The organism is Hydrocarboniphaga sp., from assembly GCF_965279055.1.
Classification (GTDB): domain Bacteria; phylum Pseudomonadota; class Gammaproteobacteria; order Nevskiales; family Nevskiaceae; genus Hydrocarboniphaga.
In genome coordinates this window covers 2,520,926-2,538,911 of the sequence record NZ_OZ257125.1, presented here as the reverse complement: position 1 = coordinate 2,538,911, position 17,986 = coordinate 2,520,926, and the positions used below count along the sequence as shown (strand labels likewise).

General features: G+C 66.4%; 17 protein-coding genes. 9 read left to right on the top strand and 8 right to left on the bottom strand.

Annotated features, from left to right (window positions below):
- Positions 1-27: 27 nt before the first annotated feature.
- Both ACQZF9_RS11425 and ACQZF9_RS11420 read right to left on the bottom strand, forming a co-directional pair.
- A complete protein-coding gene (locus ACQZF9_RS11425) occupies positions 28-609 on the bottom strand; it encodes a histidine phosphatase family protein (protein WP_428309098.1) in 582 nt (193 codons plus the stop codon).
- Positions 609-1,469 carry an IclR family transcriptional regulator domain-containing protein gene (locus ACQZF9_RS11420; protein ID WP_428309097.1) on the bottom strand — a complete coding sequence of 287 codons (861 nt, stop codon included), beginning with the start codon at positions 1,467-1,469 and terminating at the stop codon, positions 609-611. The genes ACQZF9_RS11425 and ACQZF9_RS11420 overlap by 1 nt, the downstream gene beginning before the upstream one ends.
- Positions 1,470-1,617: 148 nt before the next feature.
- Between ACQZF9_RS11420 and ACQZF9_RS11415 the strand changes: the two genes are divergently transcribed.
- The 8 genes from ACQZF9_RS11415 to pcaC all read left to right on the top strand — a co-directional run bounded on the left by ACQZF9_RS11415 (position 1,618) and on the right by pcaC (position 8,287).
- Positions 1,618-2,301 carry a 3-oxoacid CoA-transferase subunit A gene (locus ACQZF9_RS11415; protein ID WP_428313350.1) on the top strand — a complete coding sequence of 228 codons (684 nt, stop codon included), beginning with the start codon at positions 1,618-1,620 and terminating at the stop codon, positions 2,299-2,301.
- 15 nt (positions 2,302-2,316) lie between these two features.
- Positions 2,317-2,958: a 3-oxoacid CoA-transferase subunit B gene (locus ACQZF9_RS11410; protein ID WP_428313349.1), complete on the top strand. Its 642-nt coding sequence runs from the start codon at positions 2,317-2,319 to the stop codon at positions 2,956-2,958.
- Between the two features lie 139 nt (positions 2,959-3,097).
- Positions 3,098-4,306, top strand: a complete 1,209-nt coding sequence (gene pcaF / locus ACQZF9_RS11405; protein ID WP_428313348.1) for a 3-oxoadipyl-CoA thiolase — start codon at positions 3,098-3,100, stop codon at positions 4,304-4,306.
- Positions 4,307-4,361: 55 nt separating this feature from the next.
- Entirely contained in the window at positions 4,362-5,078 is a 717-nt protein-coding gene (pcaH, locus tag ACQZF9_RS11400) for a protocatechuate 3,4-dioxygenase subunit beta (protein ID WP_428313347.1), read from the top strand.
- Position 5,079: 1 nt separating this feature from the next.
- Positions 5,080-5,646 (top strand): protocatechuate 3,4-dioxygenase subunit alpha, encoded by a 567-nt coding sequence (pcaG, locus tag ACQZF9_RS11395; protein ID WP_428313346.1) that lies wholly within the window; start codon positions 5,080-5,082, stop codon positions 5,644-5,646.
- 96 nt (positions 5,647-5,742) lie between these two features.
- A complete protein-coding gene (locus ACQZF9_RS11390) occupies positions 5,743-7,107 on the top strand; it encodes a 3-carboxy-cis,cis-muconate cycloisomerase (RefSeq protein WP_428313345.1) in 1,365 nt (454 codons plus the stop codon).
- An 8-nt stretch (positions 7,108-7,115) separates the two neighbouring features.
- Entirely contained in the window at positions 7,116-7,895 is a 780-nt protein-coding gene (gene pcaD / locus ACQZF9_RS11385) for a 3-oxoadipate enol-lactonase (protein ID WP_428313344.1), read from the top strand.
- 5 nt (positions 7,896-7,900) lie between these two features.
- A complete protein-coding gene (gene pcaC / locus ACQZF9_RS11380) occupies positions 7,901-8,287 on the top strand; it encodes a 4-carboxymuconolactone decarboxylase (protein WP_428313343.1) in 387 nt (128 codons plus the stop codon).
- A gap of 286 nt (positions 8,288-8,573) precedes the next feature.
- On the opposite strand, the gene ACQZF9_RS11375 is transcribed toward pcaC, so the two are convergent.
- The 5 genes from ACQZF9_RS11375 to ACQZF9_RS11355 form a co-directional block, all read right to left on the bottom strand.
- Complete coding sequence (locus ACQZF9_RS11375; protein WP_428313342.1) at positions 8,574-9,956, bottom strand: DUF1329 domain-containing protein; 1,383 nt, start codon at positions 9,954-9,956, stop codon at positions 8,574-8,576.
- Positions 9,957-9,969: 13 nt separating this feature from the next.
- A complete protein-coding gene (locus ACQZF9_RS11370; RefSeq protein ID WP_428313341.1) occupies positions 9,970-11,187 on the bottom strand; it encodes an OmpA family protein in 1,218 nt (405 codons plus the stop codon).
- Between the two features lie 33 nt (positions 11,188-11,220).
- Positions 11,221-12,777, bottom strand: coding sequence for a long-chain-fatty-acid--CoA ligase (locus ACQZF9_RS11365; protein ID WP_428313340.1), 1,557 nt, complete (start codon positions 12,775-12,777; stop codon positions 11,221-11,223).
- Between the two features lie 15 nt (positions 12,778-12,792).
- Positions 12,793-14,265 carry an aldehyde dehydrogenase family protein gene (locus ACQZF9_RS11360; RefSeq protein WP_428313417.1) on the bottom strand — a complete coding sequence of 491 codons (1,473 nt, stop codon included), beginning with the start codon at positions 14,263-14,265 and terminating at the stop codon, positions 12,793-12,795.
- Positions 14,266-14,358: 93 nt separating this feature from the next.
- A complete protein-coding gene (locus ACQZF9_RS11355) occupies positions 14,359-15,579 on the bottom strand; it encodes an acyl-CoA dehydrogenase family protein (protein ID WP_428313339.1) in 1,221 nt (406 codons plus the stop codon).
- Positions 15,580-15,719: 140 nt separating this feature from the next.
- Here ACQZF9_RS11355 and ACQZF9_RS11350 point away from each other — a divergent pair, with 140 nt between their 5' ends.
- Positions 15,720-16,691: an NAD(P)H-dependent flavin oxidoreductase gene (locus tag ACQZF9_RS11350; RefSeq protein ID WP_428313338.1), complete on the top strand. Its 972-nt coding sequence runs from the start codon at positions 15,720-15,722 to the stop codon at positions 16,689-16,691.
- Between the two features lie 47 nt (positions 16,692-16,738).
- On the opposite strand, the gene ACQZF9_RS11345 is transcribed toward ACQZF9_RS11350, so the two are convergent.
- Complete coding sequence (locus ACQZF9_RS11345) at positions 16,739-17,836, bottom strand: NAD(P)-dependent alcohol dehydrogenase (protein ID WP_428313416.1); 1,098 nt, start codon at positions 17,834-17,836, stop codon at positions 16,739-16,741.
- Between the last annotated feature and the right edge of the window lie 150 nt (positions 17,837-17,986).

Genomic DNA, 17,986 nt, shown 5'->3' with positions numbered 1-17,986 from the left:
CCAATCCGCGACTGTGCTCTCGACGATCTAACCGACGCCCAACCAACGCCGCATATGCTCGCCGCTGTAATGGAACAGCTCGCCGTTCATCGGCTTGGGCATGCTCCACAAATCGCCCGGCTGCAGGCCTTCGAGCTGCAGCCGTAGCGCGCGGATGACGAAGCCGTGCGCGATCAGCAGCACGATCTTGTCCGGAAACAGTTGCGCGATTTCGCGAATGCCGCCGCCAGTGCGCGCGACCAGATCGTGCAATGGCTCGGCACCCGGTGGCTGTTCGTCGAACGAGAAGATGCCGCCGCGGTCGAATAGCTCGGTGTCGAGTGCGCGCGCCTCGGCATAGGTCAGGCCTTCCCAGCGGCCGAAGCCGCGTTCGCGGAACGCCGCGTGCGTCATCGTCGGCACCTGCAGCGCGTCGATCACCGGCGCGGCCGTCTGCTGCGCGCGCTTCAGCGGCGACACCACGATCTGCTCGATCGTGCGTGGCACCACGGCGGCGAGTTCGATCGCCTGTTCGCGTCCGCGTGCGTTCAGCGGCTCGTCGTAGGTGCCCTGGTAGCGGTCGCCGATGTTCCAGTCGGTCTGGCCGTGACGCGCGAGATACAGTTCCATCAGGCGACCTGCAGGCTGAGTTCGCGCGAGATGCGCAGCAGCTCGGGAAGATAGCGCGACTGCAGCTCGGATACCGGCACGCGCGCCGACTGCGTGCCGATGTTGATCGCCGCGACCGCACGGCCGCCGGCCCCGTAGACCGGAACCGCGATCGAGCGCAGGCCGATCTCCAGCTCCTGGTCGACGATCGCATAGCCCTGCTCGCGCACTTTGTGCAGCGTCGCCAGCAGGGTGTCCGGCGCGACCTGGGTCTTGGACGTGCGCTGCAGCAGCGGCGTGCGCGCGAGATAGGCGCGCTGCTCGTCCAGCGACAGATGTGACAGCAGCACGCGGCCCATCGACGTGCAGTACAGCGGCAAACGGCTGCCGACGCGCAGCGCCACCGACATGATGCGCGCGACCTCGCTGCGCACGACGTAGCAGATTTCATCGCCCTCGATCACGCCCAGGGAACAGGACTCGCGCAAGCCGTCGCGGATCTGGTCGAGCAGCGGCTGTGCGGTAACCGACAGTGAACTGGAAGACAGATACGCATACCCGAGCGCCAGCGCTTTCGGCCGCAGCGAAAAATGCTGCTCGTCCTGTTGCGCGTAACCCAGCTTGACCAGCGTGTGCAGGCAGCGCCGTACCGAGGCGCGGGTGATGCCGGTGCGCTGCGCGGCCTGGCTGATGGTCATCGGCTTGCGGTGCTCGGCGAAGCAGCTGAGCACGGCGAGGCCGCGCGCCAGCGAGGTCATGAAGTCGGGGTCGCCGGTGATTTCGTCGATCTCGTCGGAGCGGCTCGGCTTCAGCGCCGGATTGGCCGCGATCACTTCGGGCGGTAGCGCGACGACAGCGGATTTGGGGGCGCGGGGCGGCATGCGGGCTCCTGTTGCCGGGATGAAGTCGTTCGATAATAGAACGGTTAGTCGATAATCGCATTGACCCTGCGCGGGCCGCCGCTTAACTTCAGCCCCAGATTTTAATCGAACACGAAGTGCGATAAACGCACGGCCTGGAGGAACTTCCTTGATCGACAAGAGCATCGCCACGCCCGAGGCGGCGGTGGCCGACGTGTTCGACGGCGCGACGGTGATGATCGGCGGCTTCGGCACCGCCGGCATGCCGGACCAGCTGATCGAGGCGCTGATTGCCCACGGCGCGCGCGATCTGACCATCGTCAACAACAATGCCGGCAATGGCGAAACCGGTCTGGCCGCTTTGCTCAAGACCGGGCGCGTGCGCAAGATCGTCTGCTCGTTTCCGCGGCAGAGCGACTCGCATCATTTCGACGCGCTGTATCGCGCCGGCAAGATCGAGCTGGAGCTGGTACCGCAGGGCAATCTGGCCGCGCGCATCCAGGCTGCCGGCGCCGGCCTCGGCGGCATCTTCACGCCGACCGGCTACGGCACCTTGCTGGCCGAGGGCAAGGAGACGCGCCGCATCAATGGCCGCGACTACGTGTTCGAGCTGCCGATCCATGCCGACTTCGCGCTGATCAAGGCGCAGCAGGGCGATCGCTGGGGCAATCTGGTGTATCGCAAAACCGCGCGCAATTTCGGCCCGATCATGGCCACCGCTGCCAAATGCACCATCGCCCAGGTCGGCGAGATCGTCGCGCTCGGCGCGATCGATCCGGAACATGTGATCACGCCCGGCATTTTCGTGCAGCGCCTGGTCGCGGTGTCTCCCGTCGTCGCGGTTGCGGCCTGAGCCCGAGATCAAGCGATGAACAAACTCAACCGCGAACAGATGGCCGCGCGGGTCGCCCGCGACATTCCCGAAGGCGCCTACGTGAACCTCGGCATCGGCCTGCCGACCGTGGTCGCGAACTTTCTGCCGGCCGACAAGGAAATCTTCCTGCAGAGCGAAAACGGCCTGCTCGGCATGGGCCCGGCTCCTGCCAAAGGCCTTGAAGATCCCGAGCTGATCAACGCCGGCAAGCAGCCGGTGACCTTGCTGCCCGGCGGCTGCTTTTTCCACCATGCCGACTCGTTCGCGATGATGCGCGGTGGCCATCTGGACATCTGCGTACTCGGCGCGTTTCAGGTTGCGGCCAACGGCGATCTCGCCAACTGGCACACCGGCGCGGCCGACGCGATCCCGGCCGTCGGCGGCGCGATGGATCTGGCGATCGGCGCGAAGAAAACCTACGTGATGATGGAGCTGCTGACCAAGAGCGGCGAAAGCAAGCTGGTCGAGCGCTGCACTTATCCGGTGACGGGCCTGGGCTGCGTGTCGCGGGTCTATACCGACGTCGCGGTGTTCGAGATCGAGGCCGATGGCGTCCATGTGCTGGAGATGGTCGACGGCCTGAGTCTCGATGAGTTGAAACGGCTGACGGGCTTGCCGCTGCGGCGGGTCTCGTGAGCTTCAACCACGCTGCGTTCGTCCCGAGTAGCCGCTCGCGGCGTATCGAGAGGTCCGATCGCATCCGGTCCCTCGATACGCCCGCAACCGCGCGGGCTACTCGGGACGAACGGGGTTCTGCTGCTACTGGAAAAGGCGCATGAATCAAGCCTATATCTGCGATGCCATCCGCACCCCGATCGGCCGCTACGGCGGCATTCTCGCCGGGGTACGCGCCGATGATCTGGGCGCTCTGCCTTTGCAGGCGCTGCTCGCACGCAACCCGCAGCTCGACCCGGCGGCGATCGAGGAGGTGTTCTACGGCTGCGCCAACCAGTCCGGCGAAGACAACCGCAACGTCGCGCGCATGAGCCTGCTGCTGGCCGGGCTGCCTTACACGGTGCCGGGCGTGACCTTGAATCGTCTGTGCGCGTCGGGACTCGAAGCCGTCGGCAGCGCGGCGCGCGCGATCGGCATGAACGAGATGCAGCTGGCGATCGCCGGCGGCGTCGAATCGATGAGCCGCGCGCCGTTCGTGATCGGCAAGCCGGACAGCGCCTATGGCCGCAGCCAGGTCATGGAAGACACGACCATGGGCTGGCGCTTCATCAATCCCGGCCTGCGCGCGCAGTACGGCGTCGAGACGATGCCGCAGACCGGTGAGAACGTCGCCGTGCAGTTCGGCATTTCGCGTGCCGATCAGGACGCTTTCGCGCTGCGCAGTCAGCAGCGCGCCGTTGCCGCTCAGGACAATGGTTTCCTCGGCGAGGAGATCATCGCGGTCAAAGTAGCCGGCAGGAAGAAAGGCGAAATGCTCGAAGCGGTGCGCGACGAACATCCGCGCTCCGACAGCTCGATCGACGCCTTGAGCAAGCTCAAGCCGCTGTTCGGCGGCGATGCGACCGTGACCGCCGGCAACGCCTCGGGCATCAACGACGGCGCCGCGGCGATGATCATCGCCAGCGAAGCCGCGGCGCAGCGCTACGGACTGACGCCGCGTGCGCGCATCCTCGGCATGGCCAGCGCCGGTGTCGAGCCGCGCATCATGGGCATGGGCCCGGTGCCGGCGACGCGCAAGCTGCTGACGCGACTCGGTCTGAAAATAAGTGACTTCGACGCGATCGAACTCAACGAGGCTTTCGCCAGCCAGGCGCTGGCGGTGCTGCGCGAACTCGGCCTTCGCGACGACGCGGCGCAGGTCAATGCCAACGGCGGCGCGATCGCGCTCGGCCATCCGCTGGGCATGAGCGGCGCGCGCCTGGCGATGACCCTGGTGCATCAGCTGCAGAAGACCGGCGGCCGTCGCGGCCTGGCAACGCTGTGCATCGGCGTCGGCCAGGGCCTGGCGCTGGCGGTCGAGCGCGTTTGAGCGAAACTACCGGTATCGAGGCGGCGCCGCAGCGCGGGCCGCATGGAGAAACAGCATGAGCGTCGACCAAAACCAGAAACTCCGCGGCTACCGCCGTCCGTTCTGGAACACGCAGCCTGAATACCTGTTCGCGCCCTATGGCTCGACCTTGAGGCGCGGCATCACTCAGGCGCCGATCGCGCTGCCGGCGAGCCTGTCCGAAGTCACCGGCCCGCGGCCGACGCTGACGCTCGGCGCCAGTGCGGCCGATCTGACCGCGGGCCACAAGGGCGAGCCGCTGGGCGAGCGCATCATCGTCAGCGGCCGCGTCATCGATGAAAACGCCCGGCCCTTGCGCAACTCGCTGGTCGAGGTCTGGCAATGCAATGCCGCCGGCCGCTATCAGCACAAAAAGGATCAGCACGACGCGCCGCTGGACCCGAACTTCACCGGCGTCGGCCAGGTGCTGACCGACGACGATGGTCGCTACCGCTTCAAGACGATCCGGCCGGGCGCCTATCCCTGGCGCAATCACTACAACGCCTGGCGCCCGGCGCATATCCATTTCTCGCTGTTCGGCGAAGGCTTCGCGCAGCGCCTGATCACGCAGATGTATTTCCCCGGCGACCCTCTGCTGGAAGTCGATCCGATCTTCAATTGCGTGCCCGATGCCCATGCGCGGCAACGCATGGTGTCGCGCTTCGACTGGGAAAACTGCGCCAGCGAATACGCGCTCGCCTATCGCTTCGACATCGTGCTGCGCGGCCGTCACGAATCGGTCTGGGAGAACTAGCGTGAGCCTGCAAACCACCCCCTCGCAGACCGTCGGCCCGTACTTCCGCATCGGCGTCGAGCCGCTGTACCGCGACGACATCGCCGGCCCGGAAGCGCTCGGCGAGCGCATCGGCATCAGTGGCAGCATCCGTGATGGCGACGGCGTGCCGGTGAGCGACGCCTTCATCGAAATCTGGCAGGCGGACGCGGCCGGTGTCTATCGCCACAGCGAGGATCCGCGCGCAGCGGCTGCGAACTCCGCGTTCGGCGGCTTTGGCCGCGTCGCGATGGACGAGCAGGGCCAGTTCAGGTTCAGCACGATCAAGCCCGGCCGCGTACCCGGCGCGGACGGCCAGCCGCAGGCGCCGCATCTGAGCGTGCTGATCTACATGCGCGGCATTCTCAAGCCAGTGCTGACCCGGATCTATTTCGGCGACGAAGCCCAGGCAAACGAACGCGATCCGGTGCTGGCGCTGGTGCCGGTGACGCGCCGCGCGACGCTGATCGCGACGCCCGACGGCGACCGTGCTTACGCCTGGCATGTGCACATGCAGGGTGAGCATGAGATCGTGGCGTTCAGCGTTTGATCCGGGCATGCCGCACACACGCCGTTGCTCCCCGGGCAGGCTCGCGGGCGAGCCGTACCGGCGGACGCACCGCGGCGCAGCTGCGATAATCCGCGCATGAGCGAATCCAGCGACAGCGGCAACTGGTCGGCACGGATGTTCGGCGACGCCGCGATGAGCGCGCTGTTCAGCGATCGCGCACGCTTGCAGCGCATGCTCGATTTCGAGGCCGCGCTGGTGCGCGCGGAGGCACGCTGCGCGGTGGTGCCGCAATCGGCGGTCGCGGTCATTGCGACGCATTGCAGGGCCGAAGCTTTCGATCTTGATGCGATCGGCGACGACGCGCGCCTCGCCGGCAATCCGGCGATCCCGATGGTCAAGCGACTGACCGCTGCGGTGAAGGCCGACGACGCCGAGGCCGCGCGCTGGGTGCACTGGGGCGCGACCAGCCAGGACGCGATCGACACCGGCCTGGTGCTGCAGTTGCGCGATGCACTGGCGCTGATCGATGACGGCTGCGCCGCGCTGGTCGACGTACTGGCCAGGCTGGCCAACGAACATCGCGCCAGCCTGATGGCCGGCCGCACCTGGCTGCAGCAGGCCGTGCCGGTGACCTTCGGGCTCAAGTGCGCCGGCTGGCTCGACGGCCTGCTGCGCAATCGCCAGCGCATTGCCGAACTGCGGCCGCGCTTGCTGGTACTGCAGTTCGGCGGCGCAGCCGGCACACTGGCCGCGCTCGGTGATCGCGGACTCGATGTCGCAAAGGTGCTGAGCGAGGAACTCGCGCTGTCGCTGCCGGCGACGCCCTGGCATAGCGCGCGTGATCGCATCGCCGAGGCTGGTAGCGTCGTCGGCCTGCTGGCCGGCAGCCTGGGCAAGATCGCGCGCGATCTGTCGCTGATGATGCAGACCGAAGTCGCCGAAGTGTTCGAACCGGCCGCGGAAGGCAAGGGCGGCTCGTCGACGATGCCGCACAAGCGCAATCCGGTCGGCTGTTCGATCGTGCTCGCCAACGCCGTGCGCGTGCCCGGCCTGGTCGCGAGCCTGTTCGCTGCGATGACGCAGGAGCACGAGCGCGGTCTCGGCAACTGGCCGGCGGAATGGGAAACGCTGCCGGAAATTTTTCGCCTGGCTGCCGGCAGTCTTGCTGTGTTGACGCCGACTTTGGCCGGCCTGGAAGTCGACACCGCGCGCATGCGCGAGAATCTGGATGCGACACGCGGCCTGCTGTTCGCCGAGCGCGTGACGATGGCGTTGGCCGAGGCGATGGGCAAGCCGGCCGCGCATCATCGTCTCGAATCGCTATCGCGCCGCGTCGTCGCCGAGCGGCGCCATTTGCGCGAGCTGCTGGCCGAGGATTCGCAGCTGTCGCTGCTGCTGTCCGTCAAACGGCTCGATGAGCTGTTCGATCCTGCCGCCGCGCTCGGCGTCGGCGACGCCTTCATCGACCGCGTGCTCGCCGCCGCGGCGCAGATCAACTAAAGCCTCGAATGTCCCAGATCGAAATCAACGGCAACCCGGTCCGCTACCGCGTCGACGGCGCCGCCGACGCACCGGTGCTGATCCTGTCGAATTCTCTGGGCACGACCCTGGAGATGTGGGACACGCAAATGCCGGCGCTGACGCCGCATTTCCGCGTTTTGCGCTACGACACGCGCGGTCACGGTGGTTCACGGACCACGCCAGGCGAGTACAGCGCGCCGCTGCTCGGTGGCGACGTGCTGGCCCTGGCCGATGCGCTGGATATCGGTACGTTTTCCTATTGCGGGCTGTCGATGGGCGGCGCGATCGGCCAGTGGCTGGGCCTGAATGCCGGGCCGCGTCTGAGCAAGCTGGTGCTGTGCAACACCGCGGCGAAGATCGGCAGCGTCGACGGCTGGAATGCGCGCATCGACATGGTGAGACGCGACGGCATGGCCGAAGTCGCCAGCGGCGCAATCGCGCGCTGGTTCACGCCGGAGTTCGCTGCCGCCGAGCCGCAGCAGGTCGAGGTGGTACGCCAGCAGTTGCTGGGCTGCGATCCGGCCGGCTATGCGGCGAACTGCGCGGTGGTCCGCGACGCGGATTTTCGTGGCCAGCTCGGTGCGATCACGGCGCCGCTGTTGTTCATCGCCGGCGCACGCGATCCGGTGACTTCGGTCGCGGACGGCGCAGCCGTGGTCGCCGAAGTGCGTGGCAGCCGGCTCGTCGTGCTGGACGCGGCGCATCTGTCCAACATCGGCGCGCGCGCGGCTTTCGACGCGGCCCTGCTCGAATTTCTGAGGAGCTGATCGTCATGGATGAGAAAGACCGTTACGAGGCTGGAATGAAAGTGCGTCGCGCGGTGCTCGGCGATGCGCATGTCGACCGGTCCCTGCAGAAGCTCAGCCCGCTGACCGAAGAATTTCAGGACTACATCACGCGCAACGCCTGGGGCAGCATCTGGACGCGTCCCGGCCTGCCGCGGCATACGCGATCGCTGTTGACGATTGCGATGATGGTCGCGCTCGGCCATGACGAGGAACTCAAGCTGCATCTGAACGCCGCACGCAATAACGGCGTCAGCCGCGACGAGATCAAGGAAGTGCTGCTGCAGGCCGCGGTCTACTGCGGCGTGCCGGCGGCCAATCATGCCTTCGCGCTGGCCGGCGAGGTGTTTGCGACTCAGGACGCAGCTGCTTAGCGATTCGAGCGCTGCAGTTCAGGCGGCCGGCCACCCTCGCAATCAGTGACCGCTTGATGGGTGTGAAATAGATTCGGCATCAAGGGTCAATCGATTCGTTCGATTCGTTCGATTCGTTCGTTTCCCGAGGCTATGACGCTGCCCGATGCATTCGCCGAGTTTGCGTACCCGAACGACATCGGCCCTGGCTGGCAGGAGCTGCCCATTGCGTGGCGCCCGAATCATCCGGTCGGTGCCTGGAACTCGGGGATGAAGATTGTCCGCGCGCAACCAGGCAACGGCCGTTCTATACGGCGCCAAGCTTCATCAGTGCGCCTTGGGTCAGATAGCGATCGTAGATGGCCGGATCGTTGGCGCCGCTCTTGTAACGGCCTTCGAGCGACTGTACCTGCTCAAGGCGCGTGACCCTGCCGGTCTGAATGTCGGACGAGGTCACGTGCGTCCAGCTCCAGTAGGGATGCTGGCCGTCCTTCACGGTTTTATCGCCGGCCTCGTATAGCGTGTAGGCGCCGTCGAACGAGCGATACGGCAGGCCCTTGCGGTCGTAAGTCATCATGCCGACGACAACCTGGTTGCGCGCGTCGAACCAGACGCGCTTGCGCGACACCGGCGCGCGCGGAAAGCGGCTCGGCTCGGCCTCGACGATGATCGCTTCGGGAATCAGCTCGACTTCGCAGTCCCAGAACGACTGGCCGCTGTTGCCGCCATGTGTCTTGTGCTCCCAGTTCGGGCTGGCCGGGTCCCAGTTGCCGGAAATCGCCGCGAGAAACGGCCCGCGGCCGACAATCTTGTAATTGCCCCAGGTGTACAGCGGATCGCCGGCGGCCCAGGCATCCGACAGGTACATGCACGAGCCCGGCACCAGCGGCTCAAAGCGCTGATCGGTCGGGAACTGGCGGATGCGGCGGAACTCCGGCACATAGCCGTAGAGCAGCGGAAACGTGCTTTGGTCGTAGTCCCAGACGTTCAGAAACGAGGTGCCGCGAAACCCCTGCGGCGCCAGAAAGAACACCGACTGGAAGCGCAGCTTGTCCTCGTGCCCGGGCCAGTAGGGCCGTGGCTCCATGCTGACTCTGGCGACCGGCGACATCTCGGCCCAGCCGCCGAGGTAGTTGAACTCGACGCTGCCAGCCGGCGAGATGTCGTATTCCTTGAACGCGTAGAACGAGGCGTCGTGACGGCCCCAGCTCAGGGTCTGTGCGGCGAACAGTTCGACGGCGGATTTCGGATCGGGGAAAGGGTTGCCGCCGATCCAGGGCCTGCCGTCGGCGGCGTTGACGATATTGCCCTTGGCATCGAAGCCGGCCTTGCCGCTGTTTTTCAGGGTCGCTTCGATGTAGTCCCAGGGCGACAGCCGCATGATGTCGGTCGTGGTCTTGCGCAGCTTCAGCCGCCGGCCGCTTTTCAGGATCTGCTGGTAGCGCACCGGCTCCAGCAGGTCCTTCACCAGCTCGACATTGCTCGCATCGATGATGTCGCCGGCCTTGAGCCGGCCCCTGCTGTAGTTCTCGATCGACAGCAACTCGTCCGGATAAGCCGCGCTGGCGTCGCCGGTGCGGGCGATCGCTTTCGACAGCGGCATCAGCACGCCGGTGGACAGCAGGCCGCGGGCGGCGTCGGCCATGAACTTGCGGCGACTGTAAGCCCGGTCGTAGCGGATCGGCGTCATGGCGTGCGGCGCATCAGCCTTCGATCTTCAGTTCGACGCGGCGATTGAGTTCGCGGCCTTCGTCGGTGGCGTTGTCGGCCACCGGCTTTCTCGCGCCGTAACCGGCGGTGTTCAAGCGATCGGCGGCGATGCCGCGGCCACTCAGATACTGCTTGACGGCTTCGGCGCGGCGCTGCGACAGCTTCTGGTTGTAGGCGTCGCTGCCGCGGCCGTCGGTGTGGCCGCCGACTTCGACCTTGATGCTCGGCGCCGCGATCAGCGCATCGGCGACCATGTCGAGGATGGTCTTCGCGTTCGCGGTCAGCGTGGCCTTGTCGAAATCGAAGTTGACGCCGCGCAGCACGATCACGTCGCCTGTTGCGCAGCCGCTCATGTCCAGCTTTTCGCCGGCTTCCGGCGTCTTGCACGGCGCGGCCGGGGGCGGCAGCGGGCAGCCGCTGGCATCGACGGTGCTGCCGGCAGGTGTATCCGGGCATTGGTCCGCATCGTCGGCAACGCCGTCGCCGTCGCTGTCGGCGACCGCCACCACGGCGGCTTCCGGTTCGGCCGGCGGCGCGACCGGCTCGTCTTTCTTTTCCGGAAACAGCGCGAACGCAAGGCCGGCGCTGAATACGAAGTCGTCGAAATACTGCTCGCCGTAATTCGAATCAAGGCGCTCGTGCGAGTCGATGCGATACACGGCCTGAATGCGCGCCGCGGCTTCCAGGCCGAACACACTGAAAGGCTGCATCAGGCCGACGCCGGAGCTGAAAGCGAGGCCGTCGATGTCTTCACGCGTCGTCACCGGCGCGTTGCCGAGCAGGCCGCCGCCGGTTGGCGTGGTGAAGTTCTCACCCTTGGTTTCGCTGTATTGCAGGCCGAACAGCAGATACAGGTTGATCGGCGCGCTCTTCAGCGGGAACAGCAGCGCGTTGACGCCATAGCCGCTGATGTCGGCGCTGCCGCCGCTGTCCTTGTTGTCGAGACTGGCATAGTCGCCACTGGCTTCGATGGCGAGGAAATTGAACACCCGCGTACCCACGGCCAGCGAGCCGCCGACGCCGTCGTCGACCTTGCGGCTGCCGTCGGCGAGGGTGTAGGTCGCCATCGGCGAAACATAAAGCGGCCGCCCCATGCGCATGATCGCGCGGTCCTCGCCCGCGGCATTGTCCTGTGCCTGAGCCTGTTCGATGCTGCCGACCGACAGCGCGGCCAGCGCTGCGAGCAGCGCTGCCTTGAAATGCTTCGTCATCGCTTTCTCCTCTCTATTCGTTATGGTCGATGCTTAGTTGACCGCGCGAGCGCGCCCTTCCCAGAACGGCTTGCGCAACTCGGTCTTCAATATTTTTCCGGCGCCGGAAATCGGCAGCGCGTCGCGCACTTCGAGGCTGCGCGGGCTTTTGTAGGCGGCGATCAGCTGGCGGCAATGCGCCTGCAGCGCCTCGATGCTCAGGCTCGTGTCCGGCTTCAGCACCAGCACCGCATGCACCGACTCGCCCCATTCGGCGCTGGGCACACCGATCACCGCGCAGGACGCGACCGCCGGATGCTTGGCGATCGCGTTCTCGACTTCGGCGCAATACACGTTTTCGCCGCCGGAAATGATCATGTCCTTGAGCCGGTCGACGATGAACACATAGCCCTGCTCGTCGATGTAGCCCATGTCGCCGGTGTGCATCCAGCCGCCGCGCAGCGCTGCCGCGGTCGCCTCGGACTTGTTCAGATAGCCCTGCATCACGTTCGGCCCCTGCACCAGGATTTCGCCGACGGCGCCGCGCGGCAGGTCGCGATCGTCGTGGTCGACGACACGCGTCAGCAAATGGCAGAAGCCGCGTCCGGCCGAGCGCAGATGGCCGCCGCTGCGCGCGGCCGGCGCATGTGCCTTCGGCGGCAGCAGTGTCGCGGTCGCGGCGAGTTCGGTCATGCCGTAGACCTGGTAGAAGTCGACGCCGGGCAGCGCCATCATCGCGCGATCGATCAGCGACTCCGAGGCCGGCGATGCGCCGTAGACCAGCATGCGCACACTGCTGACGTCGTAGCGCCTGAACTCGGGATAGTCGACGACCGCCTGCATCATCGCCGGCACCAGCAGCAGATCGGTGACGCGGCAGGTCTCGATGATTTTCAGCGCGACATCGGGCCGGAACGCCGGCAGCATCACATGGGTGCCGCCGCGCAGCAGCAGGCAGCTGGTCATCATCATGTCGGCGAGGTGGAACATCGGCGCCGCATGCAGGCCGGTGCCGCCTTCGGCGAACAGGCCTTCGGAGAGCATCGCCAGTGCCGAGCTGGCGATGTTCCGGTGCGACAGCAGCACGCCCTTGGGCGCGCCGGTGGTGCCGCCGGTGTAGAACACGCCGTAGGTTTCGTCGTCTTCGCCGTCGACTTCGGCGATCGCATCGGCCCCGGCGATCAGCTGCTCGTAGTCGATCAGGTCGGGCGGGCAGGGACCGTCGCCGCAGAAGATCAGGTGACGCAGCTGCGGACAGGCCGCGCGCAGCGCCGGCGCATGCGGCGCGAACGCATCGTCGAGCAGCAACGCCACCGATTCGGAATCGCGCAGCGAATAGATGATCTCGTCCAGGCTCCAGCGGAAATTAACCGGATTCACCACCGCGGACAGCCACGGAACCGCGAGGTAATACTCCAGATAGCGATCGGAGTTGAACGCCAGCATCGCCACGCGCTGATGCTCGCGCACACCGAGCGAACGCAGCCCACCGGCCAGTCGCGCGACGCGCGCCTGCAGCTGCGTGAACGTGGTGATGCGGCCGTTGCAGATCGTCGCGGTCGCGTCGGGGCTGCGCTGCAGCGCGCGATATAAGCCTTGTGTGAAGCGCATGGTGATCCTGCCGGCCTAGCTGATCTTGGCGATCACGGACTTGCTTTCGAGGTAGTGCGAGAACACGTCCTCGCCGTTCTCGCGGCCCCAGCCGGATTGCTTGAAACCGCCGAAGGGAATCGCCGGGTCGGGTGCCAGCTGGGTGTTGATCCAGATCGTGCCCGCCTGGATCTTGCGCGCGAGCCGGTGCGCTGCCGACAGCTCACGCGTGTAGATGTGCGCAGCCAGGCCGTAGTCGGAATCGTTGGCCATCGCCGCGATATCGTCGATATCGTCGTAAGGCGTCGCCGTCAGCACCGGGCCGAACAGCTCTTCGCGAAACGCCGGGTTCTGCGCGTCTTCGGTGACCAGGATCGTCGGCTCGATGAAATAGCCCGGGCGCGACAGGCGTTGGCCGCCGCTGAACACCGTGGCGCCGGCCTTGATGCCGGCCTGCATTTTCGCCATCACCGAATCGGCCTGGCGCTCGCTGATCACCGGGCCCAGCATGGTGTCGGGTTCGAGTCCTGCGCCGATCTTGAAGCTGGCGCCGACACCGGCGATGCCTTCGAGCACCTGATCGAAGACCTTGCGCGGCGCAAACAGCCGCGTGCCGGCGAAGCAGATCTGTCCGGAGTTGACGAACACCGCCTGCGCCGCGCCGGGGATCGCCGTGCTCAAGTCCGCGTCCGGCAGGATCACCGTCGGCGACTTGCCGCCGAGTTCCAGCGTCACGCGCTTCAGATCCCTGGCGACGCTGCTCAGGATGCGCTTGCCCACCGGCGTCGAGCCGGTAAACGAAATCTTGGCGATGCCCGGATGGTCGACGATCGCCTGGCCGGTGACGCCGTCACCGAGCACGACGTTGAACACGCCTTTGGGAAAGCCGGCCTCGTCGGCAAGCTGTGCCAGGCGCAGTGCGGAGTACGGCGTCTGCTCCGCCGGCTTCAGCACGATGGTGCATCCCGCGGCCAGCGCCGGCGCGATCTTCCACACCGCCAGCACGAGAGGAAAATTCCACGGCACGATCAGGCCGACGACGCCGACCGGTTCGCGCAAGGTGTAGCAGTGATGCTCCGGACCGTGGATCGCCGGCGTCAGCGACTTGCCGTGCAGCTTGGTCGGCCAGCCGGCGAAGTAACGCAGCCAGGCCACCGAGTACGGCACGTCGAGCATGCCGGAAAACATCACCGGCTTGCCGTTGTCGAGGCTTTCAATCTGCGCCATTTCCTGCGCATTGGCCTCGAGCAGATCGGCGAAGCGATGAATCAGCCGCTCGCGCGCCAGCAGCGGCAGATCGCGCCAGGCCGGATTTTCGAATGCCGCCTGCGCGGCTTTCACCGCGCGGTCGACCGCGGCCGGCGTGCTGCGCGGAATCTGGCCGATGAGCGCTTCGGTGGCCGGATCGCGCACCTCGATGCGCTCGGCGGCGGTGTCGTCCTGCCAGTCGCCGTTGATGAAATTCAGTGACGGCGGCAGGCGCACGGCGGCCTGCGCGGGCATGGGCATGTTCAATGCTGTTCTCCTCGTTTTTTTCGATACCGCTCGCGCCGCGACTGTGTGCGCATCGGGCACCGGCCTCCCCAAACTTTAGGAGGGCTGCTAGCCGGTGATGTCGCGGCCGAAGATGTGGCGGGCGATGACCCAGCGCTGGACTTCGTTGGCGCCTTCGTAGATTTCGCCGATCTTGGCGTCGCGATAGATCGACTCCAGCGGAAAGGTCTCGCCGGTGGCGGACAGGGTCTGCACGAAGCCGTAGGCGCCGCAGGCCTGGATCGCGTCGCGTGCCATGTCGACCGCCAGCTCGGAACCGGCGACCTTGGCCATCGCCGCCTCGGTCTCGGCGTTGCCGGTCTTGTCGTAGAGCAGCGCCGCTTTCTGGTAGAGGCTGCGCGCCATCTCGATGCGCATCGCGTAGTCGGCGTAGCGGAACTGCCAGTGCTGGAAAGCGGCGACCGGCTTGCCGAACACCTTGCGCCGGCTGATGTAGCCGGACGAGAAATCGAACGCGGCCTGCGCCATCGCCACGCCGATCGCGCCGATGCCCATGCGGCCGAGCATCAGCGCGCCGAGTGCGGCGCGCAGGCCGGCGTTCTCGTTGCCGATCACGTGATCGTCGGCGACGAACACGCGGTCGAAGTTGACGTCGGCGGTGAGCTGCACGTAGTTGCCCATCTTGCGATCCGGATCGCTGACGCTGATACCGGGCGCGCGCATGTCGGCGAACAGAAAAGTCTGGCGCTGCCCGGTCTTGCACAGCACCGCGATGTAGTCGGCCGCCACCGAGTTGGTGATCCATCGCTTGGTGCCGCTGATGCGGAAGCCGCCTTCGACTTTCTCGGCAATGGTCTGCATGTTGCCCGGTGACAGGTCGGTGCTGGCCTCGGGCTCGCTGGTGGCGAAGCTGCCGACGAATTCGCCGCGCACCAGCTTCGGCAGATATTTTTCGCGCAGCAGCGGCCCGGCGTGCTCCAGGGTCTGGCCGACCAGGATCGCCTGGCCGTCGAACAGCGCCGACGCCAGGCTCGGCGAGTGGTAGCCGAGTTCTTCGAGCACGGTCACCGTCGCCAGCGTCGGGAACTCCAGGCCCAGACCGCCGACGTCGGCGCCGAACGGGATCTTGTAAAGCCCGGCGGCGCCCATCGCCTTGAACAGCGGATGCGGAAAAGACTGGCGCGATTCCGGCGTGGTGTTGAGCCGGTGCGCGACCGGGCGCACCACGTCGTCGGCGAACTGGCGCACTTCGCGGCGGATGCGCCGCGTCTCGTCGGGCAGGAAGACGTCGTTGAACAGCTGGTCGGCATGGCGGATCGGGGCGGTCATCGTGTCTGTCTCAGGCGACGGCTTCGTTATCGTTTGCGCCAGCCTAGTGAGGCCGTGGCTGAGCAGACCCAGTCGAAAGTTGGGGCGCGGCGGGCGGCAGTGGTCGATGATCGCGGCGACAAACCATAAGGAAAAACACCATGAAGACTCGAGTGACCGAGCTGCTCGGTACGCGCTATCCGATCGTGCAGGGCGGCATGATGTGGGTCGGCCGCGCCGAACTCGCCAGCGCGGTATCCAATGCCGGCGGCCTCGGCGTGCTGACCGCGCTGACGCAGCCGACGCCGGAGGCGCTGGCGCAGGAAATCGCGCGTTGCCGCTCGATGACCGACCAGCCGTTTGGCGTCAACCTGACCATCCTGCCCAGCGCCAAGCCGCCGCCCTACGAGGCCTACCTGGACGTGGTCATCGCCAGCGGCGTCAAGGTGCTGGAAACCGCGGGCAACAATCCGAAAGAGTTCATCGTCAAGGCCAAGGCCGCCGGCGTGAAGATCATCCACAAATGCACCGCGGTGCGGCATGCGCTATCCGCAGAACGCAATGGTGTCGACGCGGTGTCGATCGACGGCTTCGAGTGCGCCGGGCATCCGGGTGAAGACGGCATCGGCGGCCTGATCCTGTTCGCGCTGGCCGCGCGCCAGGTGAAAATTCCGTTGATCGCCTCCGGCGCGATCGCCGACGGCCGCACGATGGCGGCCGCGTTCGCACTCGGCGTCGAAGGCGTCAACATGGGCACGCGCTTCTGCGCGACCCGGGAAGCGCCGATCCACGACGATATCAAGCAGCTGCTGGTCGACAAGAACGAGCGCGATACCAACCTGATCTTCCGTACGCTGCACAACACCGGCCGCGTACTGAAGACCGAGATCTCCGACGCCGTGGTCGCGATCGAGAATCGTGCCGGCGGTTGCGAGTTCAAGGACGTGCAGCACCTGGTCGCCGGAGCGAAAGGTCGCGAGGCACTGGAAACCGGTGATGCCTCGAAAGGCTTGATCTGGGCCGGGCAGAGTGTCGGTCTGATCGACGATATCCCGAGCTGCGCCGAGCTGATCGAGCGCATGGTGGCGGAGTGTCGCGAACATCTGCGGACCGCCGTGCGCCTGACGGCATGACGCCATGCTGCAGGAGCGGCCGGAGACCGCTCCTGCAGCGGGCGGCCTCAGAACCGCAGCACCGACTTGATCACCGAGCCGTCTTCCGACGCATGGATCGCCGCCTCGATGTGCTCGAACGGAAACGTCCTGATCAGGCGATCGAACGGAAACTTGCCTTCACGATAAAGCTGCAACAAGCGCGGGATGAAAACCTGCGGCTGGCTGTCGCCTTCGAGAATCGCCTTGATGCCGATGCCGCGCATGATCATGCTCATGATGTTGACTGGCAGCGTGGCGTCCATCGGCGACACGCCGACCAGGCCGAGCAGGCCGTTCGGTAGCAGTGCCTCGGCCGCGGTGGCGATCACTGCCGGAATGCCGGTGGTGTCGAAAGCGCGATGCACACCGCCACCAGCGTGTTCGCGGATCACGGCGAGCACGTCGGCGCCGGCTTTCGGATCGATCACCGCATCGGCGCCGAGTTCGGTCGCCAGCGCGCGACGCGACGCGTTCGGCTCGACCACGATCAGCGGCCCGGCGCCGACCGCCTTGGCGGCCATCAGCGCACTCAGGCCGACGGCGCCGCCGCCGAAAATCGCCAGCGACAGACCAGCCTTCATGCCCAGCGAATTCAGCGCGGCGCCGGCGCCGGTCTGGATGCCGCAGCCCAGCGGGCCCAGCAGTTCCAGCGGCAGATCGGCATCGACGCGCACGGTGTTCGATTCGCGCGCGATCGCATAAGTCGCGAACGAGGACTGGCCGAAGAAGTTGCCGTGGATCCGTTCGCCGCGCTGGCTCAGCGCCGAGCTGCCGTCCGGACGCTGGCCGCCGAAATTCAGCGGCATGAACTGATGGCAGTACGCGGCCGCCTCGTGCTCGCAGTTGTGGCAATGGCCGCAGGCATTGAACGACAGCACGACGTGATCGCCGACTCGCAGGCCGGACACGCCGCTGCCTACCGCTTCGACCACGCCCGAGCCTTCATGACCGAGCACGATCGGCATCGGCACCGGGAATGCGTCGCGGCAGACCAGATCGGTATGGCATACGCCGACACCGACCATGCGCACGCGCACTTCGCCGGACAGCGGTGCAGCGACTTCGATCGGCTCCAGGTTCAGCGGGCCGCCGGCCTGCCGGACGACGGCGGCCGTCGCGGCGATTGGGGATGACATGGGTTCCTCCAGCTTGTGGTTTTGAAGTGGAGGCGATGTTCGGGGCTGCGTTCCCAACCCCGCCTATACCAAAGGTTGGGGTGGCTTCCGACGGATCGGCAAGACTGATCCGGCAGTCAGCGTGGACCCCGGATCGAC